Here is a 13,946-nt window from a genome sequence, read left to right as displayed (position 1 = left end):
TCCCCTTTATGCAAACAGCGTTTCTGCAATATTACGGATCGCTGCCTTTTCCCTGTCATCTTCAAGTTTCTCAGTAATTCCGCGTGAGATCGCACGCAAAGGCGGAAGATAGACGGCAAGGTCGCATGTATCAATCAAGGCCCGTACTGAAGCGGCTTCTTCTGAAATTTGTCCGTTTTGCACCTGTAAGAGTAAATCAGATGACAAAGTGACAAATTGGGACAGAAGTTTTTCATCTTTCAATTTCGACTGTGTGCGAAGAACGGATTTCAGCTGGTCTCCCTGAATATACGGAACTTCTATGACAACAAAACGGTTTTTGAGTGCTTCATTCAGAGGTACCGTGCCGACATATCCTTCATTAATGGCAGCAACTGTGCCAAAGCCTTCTGAGGCCCGGATGACTTCCCCGGTAAACGGGTTCGTGATCATCTTACGGTAATCAAGCACTCCGTTTAAGATAGGAAGCGTTTCAGGCTTCGCCATATTGATTTCATCTATATAAAGTAGATGGCCTTTTTTCATCGCATGGATGACAGGCCCCTCTATAAACTCAATTGATGTTTTCGCCCCCTCCTGCGAAATGGTTTTATAGCCAAGGAGCGCCTCGGCATCAAGGTCGACACTGCAGTTGATGCTGTGCATCGGCTGTCCGAACAAATTGGAAAGGGTTTCGGCAAGCTTGGTTTTTCCAGAGCCTGTAGGTCCTTTTAATAGAACATTTTTCCCAAGCGAGAGGGCAATCATCGCATCAAAGAGGACCGCATCCTCTGAAGGCATATAGCCTCCTGTTCCGATCAAGTATGAGTCCCCGCTGTTTTTATAGGATTCTGCCCGCTTCCTGATATCTGCCAAAAGCTGCTGCGGAAGGTTCATGGCTTCTAATTGTAAGGTCATTGTAGGTTGTTCCCTTCTCTCGTTCAAATTTCTCTGCCCCAGTATACTAGAAAAAAACGCATGACTCAAAGGGATTGTCTTTTGCAAGCGCGTTCAAAGAAAAAACCGATTATAACTGGTGGATTGCTGGTCGGAAGTGCTACATTAAATGATAAAAAAGAGGTGAATCTATGTTTAGTTTGTGGGCAGCTCTTATAGCTTATGCTGTATTTTTTGCGCCGGGAAAGGACGGCGAGGAAGATGACATCATGAAACACCTTTTGACTGGTTCTTTTGAACAGGCAGATCCGCTCGTTGTTATGGTGTTTTCATTTTTAGGGATTTTCCCAATGATCTTTGCTCTTTTAATTTTGCCGAATGATACCCGGAAGCTTCCGGCCTGGCCTTTTGTTCTCGGTTCATTTGCACTGGGAGCTTTTTCGCTGCTTCCTTACTTCTTTTTGAGAAAAGAGCGTAAGCATATAGAAAGGAAATTCTCAGAAAAAACGAAAAGGCTTCGTGATTCAAAGTTGGTGATTTTGATTCTTGCCGTGCTTACTGCCGGTCTATACCTTTTCGGCATCTTTATGGGGTCAATAGAGAGATATTCAGAGGCCTTTCAATCTTCGCAGCTGGTCAGTGTGATGACAGCTGACCTGTTTGTTTTAACATGGCTTTCGTGGTTTGTGCTTAAACATGAATACAAAATGGGCAGAAGAGCCTTCTATTCTTTTATTCCCGTTCTGGGTCCGCTTTGTTTGCTGCTTCTAAAAGAAAAAAAATAAGGGTGAAGACCCCTTCACCCTCGTTTCAAAAAAGCTTATTCAGCGAAACAGTCCGGATACAATCTCGAATGACCGCAGGCGTTCGTGATGGTCGTAAATAGAGGCATTGACCATAATTTCGTTTGCGCCGGTTTCTTCTATGAATGTTTCAAGTTTCTCTTTTACCGTGCTTTCACTGCCGACAATGGATGAACCAAGCTGCTGATGAATGGCAGCTTTTTCATATGGCGTCCACAGTTCTTCCATATTTTCAACCGGAGGCTGCATTTTTCCGGGACGATTGCGGACAAGATTCAAAAACTGCTGCTGCATGGAAGTCGCCAGATAGGCTGCTCTTTCATCTGTATCAGCAGCGATGATGTTGGCGCCCACCATTGCGTAAGGTTCGTCAAGGACTTCTGACGGCCTGAAGCTGCTTCTATACAAATTCATTGCGGGCACCGTATGCTCTGGAGAAAAATGACTGGCAAAAGCAAACGGCAGGCCAAGTCTCCCTGCAAGCTGTGCGCTGAAGCCGCTTGAACCCAAAAGCCAAATTGGCACATTCAGGCCTTTTCCCGGCACAGCTTTAACATGAGCTGCCTCTGTCGGATTAAAGTATTCTCTTAATTCATCAAGCTGTTCAGGGAAATCTTCCCCATTGCTCATGTTTTCTCTACGCAGTGCCCGTGCTGTTAACTGGTCAGTTCCCGGAGCCCGTCCAAGCCCAAGATCAATTCTTCCAGGGTAAAGCGATTCTAGCGTTCCAAATTGCTCTGCGATGACAAGAGGCGAATGATTCGGCAGCATAATCCCGCCTGACCCAACACGTATGGTGGAGGTTCCTCCGGCAACATGGCCGATCAGCACAGCAGTTGCAGAGCTTGCGATTCCTTCCATATTATGATGCTCTGCCAGCCAGAAACGGTTATATCCCCACTTCTCCGCGTGCTGGGCAAGATCCAGTGTGTTTTTAAAAGCACCTGATGGCGTGCTCCCTTCTACAACAGGAGCAAGATCCAGAATTGAAAGCTTTACATCTTTTTTTGTATTGGACATAAAAAGTCCTCCTTCTAGTACATCTTAAAGACGAATTTATAGAAACTTACAAAAAGTAAGCACGTGTGATTGGTTTCTATTTTAACAAGGAAGAAGGATAAAAGAAACTAATTCGACTCCAGTCGGCAGCTTCCGGTTTGAAATGCTTCTGCAAGCAGCCTGTACGACTCACGTTTTTCTTTGAAATCGTAAATGTTGGTCAGGATAAGGGCTTCATCTGTCTTATAGTCATCCGCTATCCGCAGAAGGTCCTCCTTTATCCTTTCCGGAGTGCCGATCAGCATTCGCTTGCGGTTCATTCGTATTTTGCTCTTTTGATCCTCATTAAACGTTATCTTTCGGGCTTGATCCGGAGAAATGATTCTTGTGTCTCCCCCGCTTTCAACCTGGAGCAGCCAGGCATCCTGACTGCTTGCCAGATACTCTGCCTTCTCCTGAGATTCAGCACAGACTGCAAAAATGCAGAAATTTGTCTTCGGTTCTTTTAAATTGCCCACTGGCTTAAACTGCTTTCTGTAATCTTCCATAGCTTTTTCCCCGCCGACCGGGTTGATAAAGTGCCCGTATGTAAAAGCCATCCCGTGTTCAGCTGCCACTCTGGCTCCTCTGTGCGATATTCCGAGCAGCCACAAATCCGGAGAGGACGACAGCGGATCCGGCATCGCCTGTACACCAGAAAAAGCATGATCCTCCGGCAGGCCGCTGCTTAAGTAACCCCGTAAGTCCTTTAGCTGTCTTGGAAATTCGTTCATGCTCTTTCGAAGGCCATCTGTCAGTGCAAGACGTGTTTCTGCCGAGCCTCCCGGAGAACGTCCAATGCCAAGGTCAATCCTGTTTGGAAAAAGCGTTTCAAGAGTACGAAACGTTTCAGCTACTTTCAGCGGACTGTACTGAGGGAGCAGCACACCCCCGGATCCGACTTTTATCCGTTCCGTATGAGAGGCAGCATGTGCCATCAAAATTTCCGGCGCTGTGCTTGCAAGACCGCTCGTGTTGTGATGTTCTGCAAACCAATACCGGCAATAGCCCAGCTTTTCAGCCTCTTTTACAAGGTGAAGGGATTGTGCAAGCGCATCTTTGGCTGTAAACCCTTCTGAAATGGGTGACTGGTCTAATATACTAAGTTTCATTGCATCTGCTCCTCCCACTGGTGTAATTTCGCTTATGCTGAAGAAAATGCATCCCTCTCAATAGATTTACCGCAGCGGTCTTTAAAAATCAAACATTTGAACTGTCTGAAAACAAAAACAGATCCCTCAGGACCTGCATTCTGCTATTCTTCCGGCTTCATGACAATCGAAGTAACAAGCCCAACCACAGCGATGGTTATACAGGAAAAAACAAAACTCCTCAATTCCAGTGTTTTATATCCCGCAAGAACGACAAGCCCGTCTACTAAAAGGATTGCGATGCCGATATTTAAGCTGGTATAGTCTGAAATCAGCCGTGCAAGCAGATCTGTCCCCCCGGTGCTTGTATCATTTCTGAGCATAATCCCGATTCCTATTCCTATAACGCATCCGCCTATTAATGAACTTAAAAAGATTGGCAGATCAAAAGACGTCCTAAGAGGATCAAGCAGATCAATAAAGAACGCGGAAACGAGCAAACCATGAAAGCTGCTGTAAAAATACGCCGGCTTATAAAACCAGGCATACATGCATAGCGGAATGCTGAACAATAAAATGCATAATCCAGTCTTAAAATCAAAGTAATAATGCATAATAAGCGCCGCACCATCCACACCGCCGTCAATCAGATGGTGAGGGACAAGAAACCCGTTAATGCCTATGCCGATCAGCAAACTTCCTATTATAATGGCGGCTATCTTCTGTGTGATAAGCATCACCTTGCCTAAGAAAAGAGTCTTCTAACTATATGTCCAGGCATATTCTTTCAGAAGCATCTTTTTCAGACCGGCAAAATCAACCGCCGCAAATCGTTACTTCTTCCTTTCTGCACTCTTTTCGTAGAGCACTTCCTTTGTGGAATAAATCGTCACCGTCACACTTGAGCTGTAAACAGCAGCCATGATGAGAACAGGCTCGCTGTACTTGTTGGTGAACTTGAAATCAGGACCATACCAGCTGACCGTCGCATCCCTTCCCTTAGGCACATAGGGAACATTTCTGGAATGGGAAAACCGTTCAATTATTTTTAGGCCTGCATTGTCTGTCGCATTAAATAAGGTAGAAGAAACCTGGCAGATTCCGCCGCCAATTCCTTCCGCAAGCTCGCCTCTAATGATAATCGGAGCTTTCATATAGCCTTTTGCAGCCGTTCTGTTCCCTACAACACCATTAAACGAGAAGGTTTCTCCCGGAAAAACAACTGTATTATTAATGGCGTCTGCAGCAAGGATTATGTTTGTTGATCTTTGTACATTTCGTTTGTTAAAAAAAGTAGCATAGCTGCCGATCCGTGCTGAACGGATGCTTTTTAAAAGATCACTGTCCACCCTGGGGTATAAATCCATTTTTGGCGCCTGGACCGTCATCGGCCCTTTCCCGTAAAAAAAGGAATATAAAAGTTCAAGAAATTTTTCTTTGTGCAGCCTGTAGCCTTTTTTTTCCTGTATAATCGCGCCTGATTTACTTAGATGGGCATTTACAGGGGGCTTGTACATCACGTTGTCAATTCGCGTTGACAGCTGATTTATTTTTTCATCGTCCATTATGTACATTTCTTCAGTAAGCTGCGCCAAATCTTCCTTTGAAATTGTCCCGATACTCTCCGTCTGGTCTTTGATCATCAGACTGTCATGATCGGGCTGCTGAGTCAGCGCAATCAGCAAAGCGAAAAAAGCCATTTTCATACACCATCACTCCCCTGCTTACTATTGGCTGCACAGTATGACTTTATGTATGATTTATAAACATTTTTGAAATAAAACATGATAGAATTTCAGATTGATTGAATTATAAGAAAGTTGACTTTTATACAGGGAATGCGTTATGATTTTTCTTATCTTTTGCTGAACAAATTCAACATTTTCAAACCGACTGCTAACGATTTTTAAAAATGATAGTACTTGATTACTAGAGGTGAAAAAAATTGAACAAATTATTTGCTAAGGGTTTTTTAAATAAGCATCTTGGCTTTTTTATTTTCGCTGTAGTCCTGCTGTGGATTAAAACCTATGCTGCTTATCAAACTGAATTTTCATTAGGCATTGATAATGCCATTCAGCAATTTCTGCTGTTTGTTAACCCGATCAGCTCTGCTGTGCTGTTTCTTGGATTAGCACTTTTTGCAAAAGGAAAAAAGGCGTTTATCTGGATCATCATTATTGATTTCCTTATGTCCTTCCTTTTATATGCGAACCTTGTCTACTACCGTTTCTTTAATGACTTTATTACGGTTCCAACTTTGACGCAGACGAAGAATGCAGGCGACCTTGGACAAAGTCTTGGAGCTCTTGTTAAACCATATGATGTCCTGTACTTCCTGGATGTTGTCATTTTGATGGTTCTAGTATTCGGGAAATTTGTTAAGCCTGAAAATGTTCGAATGAAAGGCAAAAGAGTAGCGACCGTGATCGTTTCAGCTTTTGTTCTGTTCGGAGCAAATCTTGCTCTTGCTGAAATGGACCGTCCACAATTGCTGACACGCACTTTTGACCGAAACTACCTTGTGAAATACCTTGGAATGTACAACTACACAATTTATGATGCGATTCAAAGTTCTAAGTCTTCCGCTCAGCGCGCACTTGCTGACAGCAATGACGTTACAGAAGTACTGAACTATACGAAAGCAACACAGGCCAAGCCAAACCCTGAATATTTCGGCAAAGCTGAAGGCATGAACGTCATCTATATTTCACTTGAATCGCTGCAGACTTTTGCGATCGATTATAAAATTAACGGCGAAGAAGTAACGCCGTTCTTAAACTCACTGACGAAAGACAAGAATACTCTTTACTTTGATAACTTCTTCCATCAAACTGGCCAGGGTAAAACATCTGACGCCGAGTTTATGGTTGAAAACTCATTATACCCACTTCCGCAGGGAGCTGTTTTTACAACAAAAGCTGAAAACACGTATCAGGCAGCACCGGCAATCATGGATCAAAAGGGTTATTCAACCGGCGTATTCCACGGCAACTACAAATCGTTCTGGAATCGCGATGTCATGTATAAATCACTGGGATATGAACAATTCTTCGACGCTGAGTATTACTCAATGAAAGAAGAAGATGTTGTGAACTACGGATTAAAAGACAAACCATTCTTTGAAGAGTCCATTCCGCTCCTAAAATCAATGGAGCAGCCGTTTTACACAAAGTTCATTTCATTAACGAACCATTTCCCTTATCCGATTGAAGAAGATGAGGCTACCATTGACCCTCATACAACCGGAGACGGGTCAGTTGACCGCTACTTCCAAACGGCACGCTACATGGATGAATCTCTTCAGCAGTTTTTTGAAGACCTGAAGAAATCAGGTATGTATGACAATACAATGATCGTCATGTACGGTGACCACTACGGAATTTCAGAAAATCATAACAAAGCGATGTCTCAGGTAATGGGAAAAGAAATCAACGGCTTTGAACACGCTCAGCTGCAGAGAGTTCCGCTCTTCATTCATGCCCCTGGCTTAAAAGGCGGACAGCAGCACCAATTCGGCGGCACAGTTGATATTCGCCCTACTGTTCTTAACTTGCTTGGCGTTGATACAAAAGACTATATCCAAATGGGTACAGACTTGATGTCAAAAGACCACCAGCAAGTAGTACCATTCAGAAACGGTGATTTCGTGACTCCGGAATTCACTTCTGTTGACGGCAAGTTTTATGATACAAAAACAGGAGATCTTGTAAAAGAGAACGAAGAAATACAACAGACGGAAGAAATGGTAGACAAAAAGCTGACAATCTCAGATAAAATCGTCTACGGTGACCTTCTCCGTTTCCACACTCCTGAAGGCTTTAAAAAAGTTGATCCTAATCAGTACCGCTACATGGGTCCTGATGAAAAAGAAGAATAATCAAAAGCTGATGAGAACTTGTTCTCATCAGCTTTTTTGTATTCAGTTCACGACAGCTCCGCAGGCAATCCGGTTTCCTGCATTTCCTGCCGGATCCGTCTGATAATCGTCTTTCGACTCGTGGATAATCAGCGAACTTCCATCCTCATCAAGCAGGGAATTCTTTTTCCCCTGCATCAAGGTAACATCTGCAGTCTGCAGTTCCACATCCACCTTCCCCTTCTCGTTAACTTCAATGTTAGGAAGATCTCCTGCATGATAACCTTTTGGATTATCGAATCCATGCTGTTTTTTCTTCGGATTATAATGTCCTCCTGCCGTTTTAAAATCCGGTTTATCGCACTTTCCGGTTTCATGGATATGAATGGCTTTTATGCCGGGCGGCAGCCCTTCAGCCTTAAGCCTGATTGATACCCCTTTGCCTGCTTCAGTAAAAACCGCGGTTCCAATTTTAATCCCCTCGCTGTTTATCATTTCTGCTGTAACCGGAGCAGCAGCACTCCCGCTCGCAGGTGCTGACTCTTCACTTGAAGCTGTGCAGCCGCTAAGCGCCGTGACAGCAGACAGTAAAACCGCTGATACAATATGTTTTTTCATGATTCAGCCTCCATTTCAAAAATTCTCTAGTAGGTTGTGCATAATGGAGGAAATTTAAAACGGAGGAAGTGATTATGTGAACATAAGTGTTTGCTTTTTCTTTTTGGAGATGTGCGGGGTTATAGAGAGAACCTTTTGTATGGCTTCTTTTATGCTGGAGGGTTATGTATCGACTGCTTATGACCTTTCACTCCTCTCTTCTATATTGAAGGGTCATATCACGGCTGCTTATGACCCTTCACTCGCTCTCCCTCATGCTAAAGGGTCATATCACGGCTATTTATGACCTTGCACTCACTCTCTTTCATGTTGAAGGGTCATATCACGGCTGCTTATGACCCTTCACTCGCTCTCCCCCATACTGAAAGGTCATAACACGCCTGCTTATGACCCTTCACACACTCTCCCCCATACTGAAGGGTCATAATTTATTGCTGAAATGCATATATATAACATCTTTTGTAAACATCACAATAATAAAAACAAAAAATCCGCTCCCTCTTTTAAAAGGAACGGATTTCATGAACCACAGCGGCTTCTTATTTCAAATATCTTTTAGCTCCCAGGTACCTTGCTTTCCAGTAGGAGTTGTCCATCTTCGAAACCGTTACACCCGATGAGCTTGCGTGAATAAATTCACCATTGCCAAGGTAGATCCCCATATGGGATGGACCTGCTTTATAAGTAGTGAAATAAACGAAGTCACCTTTTTGCGGAGAGCTTACAGACGTCATAATATCCCAGTAGCCTGCAGTGCTCAGGCGGGATACGGACGTTACTTTGTTCAGTACATAGTACATATAGCCGCTGCAGTCAAAACCTGACGGGGTATTTCCGCCCCAGCGGTACGGAACTCCGATGTGTTTTTTAGCTTCGGCAATCATTGTATCTATTTTACTGCTTGCAGATGGCTTTGTTTCTTCCACTTCTTTAGGCGGCTGTGCTCCTGAACCTTTAACTTTGAGAACCTGTCCTGCATATATGGTATCAGATTTCAGATTATTCATTGCTTTCAGTTCAGAGACCGTTAAATCAAACTTATTCGCAATTTTCCCAAGATAGTCGCCAAGCTGAACCTTATATGTAGACGTTTGAGGTGTCTGGGCTGCTGGTTTTGGACTTTGCACAGGAGCTTGCGGTGCAGGTGCTGATGATGCTTTGCTGACTTTTAAAACCTGACCCGGCCGGATCAAATCTGATTTAAGGCTGTTCCAGCTTTTCAGTTCATTTACCGATACTTTATGTTTTGACGCAATAACCCAAAGTGAATCACCTGACTTCACAGTGTATGCAGCGGCAGACGCTGGTTTTTTTACTGATGCAGGTTTTGGGGCTGACGGTTTTGCATTTTGAGCACCTGAGATTTGAAGGACTTGTCCAGGGTAAATCACTTCACTCGTTAATTTATTTGTTTGTTTAATTGTTTGAATCGTTGTTTTATAGTCACGTGACAATTTCCACAGCGAATCGCCTTTTTGTATGGTTACACTTGCTGCTGAAGCTGCAGAACCAATGAGGCCTGAGCCTATGACAGCTGAAGCAGTCAACCCGAGAATCTTCTTTTTCATCTTCTGCTATGTACCTCCTTTTTTCTTACTTCACTATTTTAATAGATTAGGGCATTAATTACTACAAATTTCTAAAAATAGTATGATTTTCTTACTTTTTACGACGGAAAATGTCAATTTTATCCCGAAAAATCCCCGTAAAATGACATACTGATGCTTTTTTCCCTGGAGCACCTTCTGTCTCAAGTACATATACTATTTAAAAGGAAACAGGGTGTTTTGGATGGCGAAAAGATCAAGAGGCAAGACTTTATGGAGAATGGCATCACGGGCCAGAGGAACGTGTCCTGTATGCGGAACACAGCGTATAAAGCTCCTTTACCCGAGCCTTCTGGACGGGCAGAAGGTAACAGTCTGCAAAAAATGCAGAAATAAATAAACCGAAAAAAAAGAGAGGTATCCCCTCTCTTTTTACTTGCTTTCACTTAAACCAGCAATCTCGTTTCTCTGAAAATACTTCATACCGTACAAAATGACGAGCAGGAGCGAGAGCGTGCCGAATATAAGGACCATAAATTGCAGTCCAATCGTATCAAGAAACAGCCCAGTACCGAGCAATACGATCTGAAACATGACCCGGTCGAGCATATTCCTGAATGAAAAGAAGCGTCCATGATACTCTTTTGGTATTTTTGTCTGAAAGATGGTTGAAACAATCGGGAAGAAACAGCCGACACCAAGTCCGAATACCCCAAACGAAACAAGTGACATCCACATGATATCGCTGAAAAATAAACTTAAATGAGCAATGGAGATGACGAGCGCAAAGACAAACAGCATGTGAACAGATGAAAAGCGGTGCGTAATTTTCTTCACGAAAAAAGCGCCGATCATAAAAGCAATCCCCTCTACCGTATACAGCAGTCCTTTAATGGATGTACTGTCCTGCAGTTCGCTGATGTTGATGACCATTAGATTAAAACCGCCGATAAATAACACTGGAATGATTGTCAGGACAAGCGCTGTGATCGCTATAGGCGCGGCCTTCAGCACCGGAAGCACTTCTCTGAAGGAACCCGAACTTCCCGTACCGTTCTTTTCTTTTTTCTCTTCCTCGAAATCAAGCAGGAACGTTGCTCCGAATAGTATGGCATAGGCAGCCATAGAAAGAGCATAGATGGATGTTAAACTCATAAAGACGAGCAGTGCCCCTGCCAGTGCCGTTCCAATGACCCTTGCAATGGTCGCAACGTTCATATGCACCCCGTTCATCTGTATCAGATCCTGATCCTTGACGATAATCGGAATAACAGCCTGCAAAGCAGGAAAATAAAAAGCAGCCGACAGCTGAATGCTGATCATAAACAGAACCATAAACAAAAGAGAATCAAGCCCGATTGCGATAAACATAAACACGACACTTACCATTCGCCCAAGTCCGGAGTAGATCAGCACCGTTTTTTTTGAACAGCTGTCAATCAGCCTTCCCGCCAAAGGACCGACCAGCACTCCGGCAAGCAGACCAGTAAACAGAATAAGCGATTTCATAAAGTCGGATGGCACATTTTTCTGCATGAATTCAAGGTTTCCAATAATTCCGAACCACAGTCCAAGTCCGGCAACGAACTCCCCGCTGAGCACAATCCAGACATTTTTATTTTTCCACATCATATTGTCCCCGTTTTCTTAGCTGAACCAGCTGAATTTTCTCTATCTATACTATAGCACCGGCTGATTTATTTCGCCACACGAAAAAAGCTGCTTTTCATACGAAAAAAAGAGACCTTATTCGGTCTCCTTTAAATCATTGTATAAAAGTTGATTAGGAACGCAGCCGTAATGACATACATCATCCAGTGAAGCTCTCTCACCCTGCCTGTAAATACTTTAAGCAGCGTATAGGAAATAAATCCGAAAGCTACCCCTTCTGCGATGCTGAATGTAAGAGGCATCATAATAATTGTTAAAAATGCAGGTATCAATTCTGTCAGATCATCAAAGTGAATTTCCTCTAGCTCTGTCAGCATGAAGGCACCGATGATGACAAGTACAGGAGCAGTTGCCGCATTTGGAATGAACTGAATAAGCGGTGTGAACAGCAGTGTCAGCAAAAACAGCAGCGCGGCAAAGACTGCTTTCAGACCCGTTCTTCCGCCTTCAGCGATTCCGGTCGCATTTTCAATATAGGTGTTCATGGCTGTGCTGCCGAAAACGGCGCTTATCATTGTGCCGAGTGCACCAGTTGTAAGGGCACGCTTCATATGCGGTGTTTCACCGTTTTCATCGTTCAGATCGGCTTTTTTCGTCAGCCCGATTAACGTAGCGAGCGTGTCAAAAAGTTCAACAATCGTGAATGAAAAAATGACAGAGAAAATGCCGTATCCGATGGCTGCCATAATATCGAGCTTTAAAAACGTCAGTTCAACAGAGGGCCAGTCCGTCGAAAAAATGTCGCCAGCTGATGCCGGAACAGGCGAGTGGCCGGTTGCCATTGAAAGAATGGTAATGACAAAAATGCTCAAGATCAAACCGCCTTTAATGTTTCTCGAAACGAGAGCGGCAGCGAGAATAAGTCCAAGAAGTGAAAGCCATGTACCTTTATCCGCGATGTTTCCCAGTGCAACATAAGTGGATTCATCAGGTACAATAATTCCTCCGTTTTTCAGGCCTATAAACGCGACAAAAAGGCCGATTCCGGCTGTTATCGATGCTTTAAGCGTTTTTGGGATAGCCGAAACGACTTTAGAACTTACCCCGGTAACCGAAAGCAAAAAGAAAACGAGTCCCGATATAAACACAGCGCCAAGTGCTGTTTCCCACGACAGGCCCTGTCCAAGCACCACCGTGTATGTAAAAAAGGCGTTGAGCCCCATCCCCGGGCCGATGACGATCGGCAAATTAGCCCATAGACCCATGAGCATTGTTGTTAAGACGATAGCCAAAATGGTACCCGCAAGTGCTGCCTCTTTCGGCATCCCCGCTTCTGACAGAATAATCGGGTTGACTAATATGATATAACTGACAGTCATAAAAGTAGTCAAAGCTGCCAGAAATTCCGTCTTAACGGATGTATTCCGTTCATCAAGCTTGAAGTAATCATTCAGGAGTGAACGGGGTTTGCTGCTGTCTTTCATGTCTATTCTCCTCCTCAAATTTTGAAGAGCGCTGTCTTACTATGATGAAAGTTCAATCAAAGAATAAAGGCAAAGCTCGTCAATTAAAAACTATATTATATGCTTTTTTCTGAAAAAAGAAAAGCCTTAATCCGAGCTGAACGGATACAGCCCCCCGTCAATCGCAAAGGACATTTTCCCCGTTTCCTCTGATACAACTAAAGCGATGGCATCTGTTTTTTCTGTTATGCCGATTGCCGCACGGTGTCTTGTCCCCATCTTTGTTCCGGAATTTTTAATGGATAGAGGGAGCACATTTGCTGCTGAAAAGATCCTTGTACCCGAAATCAGCACTGCCCCGTCATGAAGAGGATTTCCGGGATAAAAAATGCTCTCAAGAAGTGACGCTGTGAGCTCTGCATTTATCTGAACTCCGTTTTGGAGAATCCCCTGCAGCGGATTTTCCCGTTCAATTACGATTAATCCGCCGTGCTTGTGCTTTGCAAGCTCCTGGATGACTTTGGAAAGCACCTCATAGTGCGGCGTGTATGCTGACAAATAGGCCTGAAGATAATAGGACGATGCCTGTGCCTGAAGCTGCTGGAAGGTTTTATGCAGCTCTTCGAGTTCGCAAAGAAGGCAATAATTTTTCACATGCAGCGATGACATTAGCTGCTCTGATTCTTTTATGATCACGCCAAGCTGATGATAAATATGTTTTTTAATCGGGTCCAGCGGTTCTTGTTCCACTCCGCACTCTCCTCTCCGGTAAATCTTTTTTAGTGTTTGAAACGAAGAGTCATCTCATGCAAGAAATTCCCAAAAACGGTTAATACTAATAAAAAATATTTGGGGAGGGTCAATAGTGACTGTAATGAAAATCGTTCAATATTTGTTCTCTGGAATGGGTATTGTCATCTTGAGTTTCTTCTACTATCAAATGTTTAAGCCGCAAAAAAAAGAGGTGGAACAGAAACCGAAATAATGACTGGCCATTCTCTTTTCGTGGTATAATTCTTTCGTTACTCTACAGAAACGGA

General features: G+C 43.6%; 12 protein-coding genes. 2 read left to right on the top strand and 10 right to left on the bottom strand.

Annotated features, from left to right (window positions below):
• Positions 1-6: 6 nt before the first annotated feature.
• On the bottom strand, positions 7-897 hold the full coding sequence (locus MHB63_19015) for a MoxR family ATPase (protein ID MEK3808618.1): 891 nt from the start codon (positions 895-897) through the stop codon (positions 7-9).
• A gap of 170 nt (positions 898-1,067) precedes the next feature.
• On the opposite strand from MHB63_19015, the gene MHB63_19010 reads away from it, so the two are divergent.
• Positions 1,068-1,661: a hypothetical protein gene (locus MHB63_19010; protein ID MEK3808617.1), complete on the top strand. Its 594-nt coding sequence runs from the start codon at positions 1,068-1,070 to the stop codon at positions 1,659-1,661.
• Between the two features lie 39 nt (positions 1,662-1,700).
• Here MHB63_19010 and MHB63_19005 read toward each other — a convergent pair whose 3' ends face one another.
• From MHB63_19005 to MHB63_18990, 4 genes are all read right to left on the bottom strand, one after another.
• Complete coding sequence (locus MHB63_19005) at positions 1,701-2,699, bottom strand: LLM class flavin-dependent oxidoreductase (protein MEK3808616.1); 999 nt, start codon at positions 2,697-2,699, stop codon at positions 1,701-1,703.
• A gap of 107 nt (positions 2,700-2,806) precedes the next feature.
• Positions 2,807-3,829: an LLM class flavin-dependent oxidoreductase gene (locus MHB63_19000; protein ID MEK3808615.1), complete on the bottom strand. Its 1,023-nt coding sequence runs from the start codon at positions 3,827-3,829 to the stop codon at positions 2,807-2,809.
• Between the two features lie 143 nt (positions 3,830-3,972).
• Positions 3,973-4,545, bottom strand: a complete 573-nt coding sequence (locus MHB63_18995) for a YitT family protein (protein ID MEK3808614.1) — start codon at positions 4,543-4,545, stop codon at positions 3,973-3,975.
• 96 nt (positions 4,546-4,641) lie between these two features.
• A complete protein-coding gene (locus MHB63_18990) occupies positions 4,642-5,514 on the bottom strand; it encodes a VanW family protein (protein ID MEK3808613.1) in 873 nt (290 codons plus the stop codon).
• 239 nt (positions 5,515-5,753) lie between these two features.
• Between MHB63_18990 and MHB63_18985 the strand changes: the two genes are divergently transcribed.
• A complete protein-coding gene (locus tag MHB63_18985; protein ID MEK3808612.1) occupies positions 5,754-7,688 on the top strand; it encodes an LTA synthase family protein in 1,935 nt (644 codons plus the stop codon).
• A 42-nt stretch (positions 7,689-7,730) separates the two neighbouring features.
• On the opposite strand, the gene MHB63_18980 is transcribed toward MHB63_18985, so the two are convergent.
• From MHB63_18980 to cdaS, 5 genes are all read right to left on the bottom strand, one after another.
• On the bottom strand, positions 7,731-8,285 hold the full coding sequence (locus MHB63_18980; protein MEK3808611.1) for a superoxide dismutase family protein: 555 nt from the start codon (positions 8,283-8,285) through the stop codon (positions 7,731-7,733).
• Positions 8,286-8,824: 539 nt separating this feature from the next.
• Complete coding sequence (locus tag MHB63_18975; protein MEK3808610.1) at positions 8,825-9,853, bottom strand: LysM peptidoglycan-binding domain-containing protein; 1,029 nt, start codon at positions 9,851-9,853, stop codon at positions 8,825-8,827.
• 411 nt (positions 9,854-10,264) lie between these two features.
• Complete coding sequence (locus MHB63_18970; protein MEK3808609.1) at positions 10,265-11,461, bottom strand: MFS transporter; 1,197 nt, start codon at positions 11,459-11,461, stop codon at positions 10,265-10,267.
• Positions 11,462-11,592: 131 nt separating this feature from the next.
• Positions 11,593-12,927, bottom strand: coding sequence for an NCS2 family permease (locus tag MHB63_18965; GenBank protein MEK3808608.1), 1,335 nt, complete (start codon positions 12,925-12,927; stop codon positions 11,593-11,595).
• A gap of 126 nt (positions 12,928-13,053) precedes the next feature.
• Positions 13,054-13,656, bottom strand: a complete 603-nt coding sequence (cdaS, locus tag MHB63_18960) for a sporulation-specific diadenylate cyclase CdaS (protein ID MEK3808607.1) — start codon at positions 13,654-13,656, stop codon at positions 13,054-13,056.
• Positions 13,657-13,946 lie beyond the last annotated feature (290 nt).

Source organism: Bacillus sp. FSL H8-0547, assembly GCA_038002745.1.
Classification (GTDB): Bacteria; Bacillota; Bacilli; order Bacillales; family Bacillaceae; genus Bacillus_P.
This window is presented reverse-complemented; position numbering and strand designations above follow the sequence as displayed.

Excerpts from the sequence above, each read along its gene's own strand:
- MHB63_19015 (MEK3808618.1), bottom strand. The coding sequence starts at position 897 with ATGACCTTACAATTAGAAGCCATGAACCTTCCGCAGCAGCTTTTGGCA.
- MHB63_19010 (MEK3808617.1), top strand. The coding sequence starts at position 1,068 with ATGTTTAGTTTGTGGGCAGCTCTTATAGCTTATGCTGTATTTTTTGCG.
- MHB63_19005 (MEK3808616.1), bottom strand. The coding sequence starts at position 2,699 with ATGTCCAATACAAAAAAAGATGTAAAGCTTTCAATTCTGGATCTTGCT.
- MHB63_19000 (MEK3808615.1), bottom strand. The coding sequence starts at position 3,829 with ATGAAACTTAGTATATTAGACCAGTCACCCATTTCAGAAGGGTTTACA.
- MHB63_18995 (MEK3808614.1), bottom strand. The coding sequence starts at position 4,545 with ATGCTTATCACACAGAAGATAGCCGCCATTATAATAGGAAGTTTGCTG.
- MHB63_18990 (MEK3808613.1), bottom strand. The coding sequence starts at position 5,514 with ATGAAAATGGCTTTTTTCGCTTTGCTGATTGCGCTGACTCAGCAGCCC.
- MHB63_18980 (MEK3808611.1), bottom strand. The coding sequence starts at position 8,285 with ATGAAAAAACATATTGTATCAGCGGTTTTACTGTCTGCTGTCACGGCG.
- MHB63_18975 (MEK3808610.1), bottom strand. The coding sequence starts at position 9,853 with ATGAAAAAGAAGATTCTCGGGTTGACTGCTTCAGCTGTCATAGGCTCA.
- MHB63_18970 (MEK3808609.1), bottom strand. The coding sequence starts at position 11,461 with ATGTGGAAAAATAAAAATGTCTGGATTGTGCTCAGCGGGGAGTTCGTT.
- MHB63_18965 (MEK3808608.1), bottom strand. The coding sequence starts at position 12,927 with ATGAAAGACAGCAGCAAACCCCGTTCACTCCTGAATGATTACTTCAAG.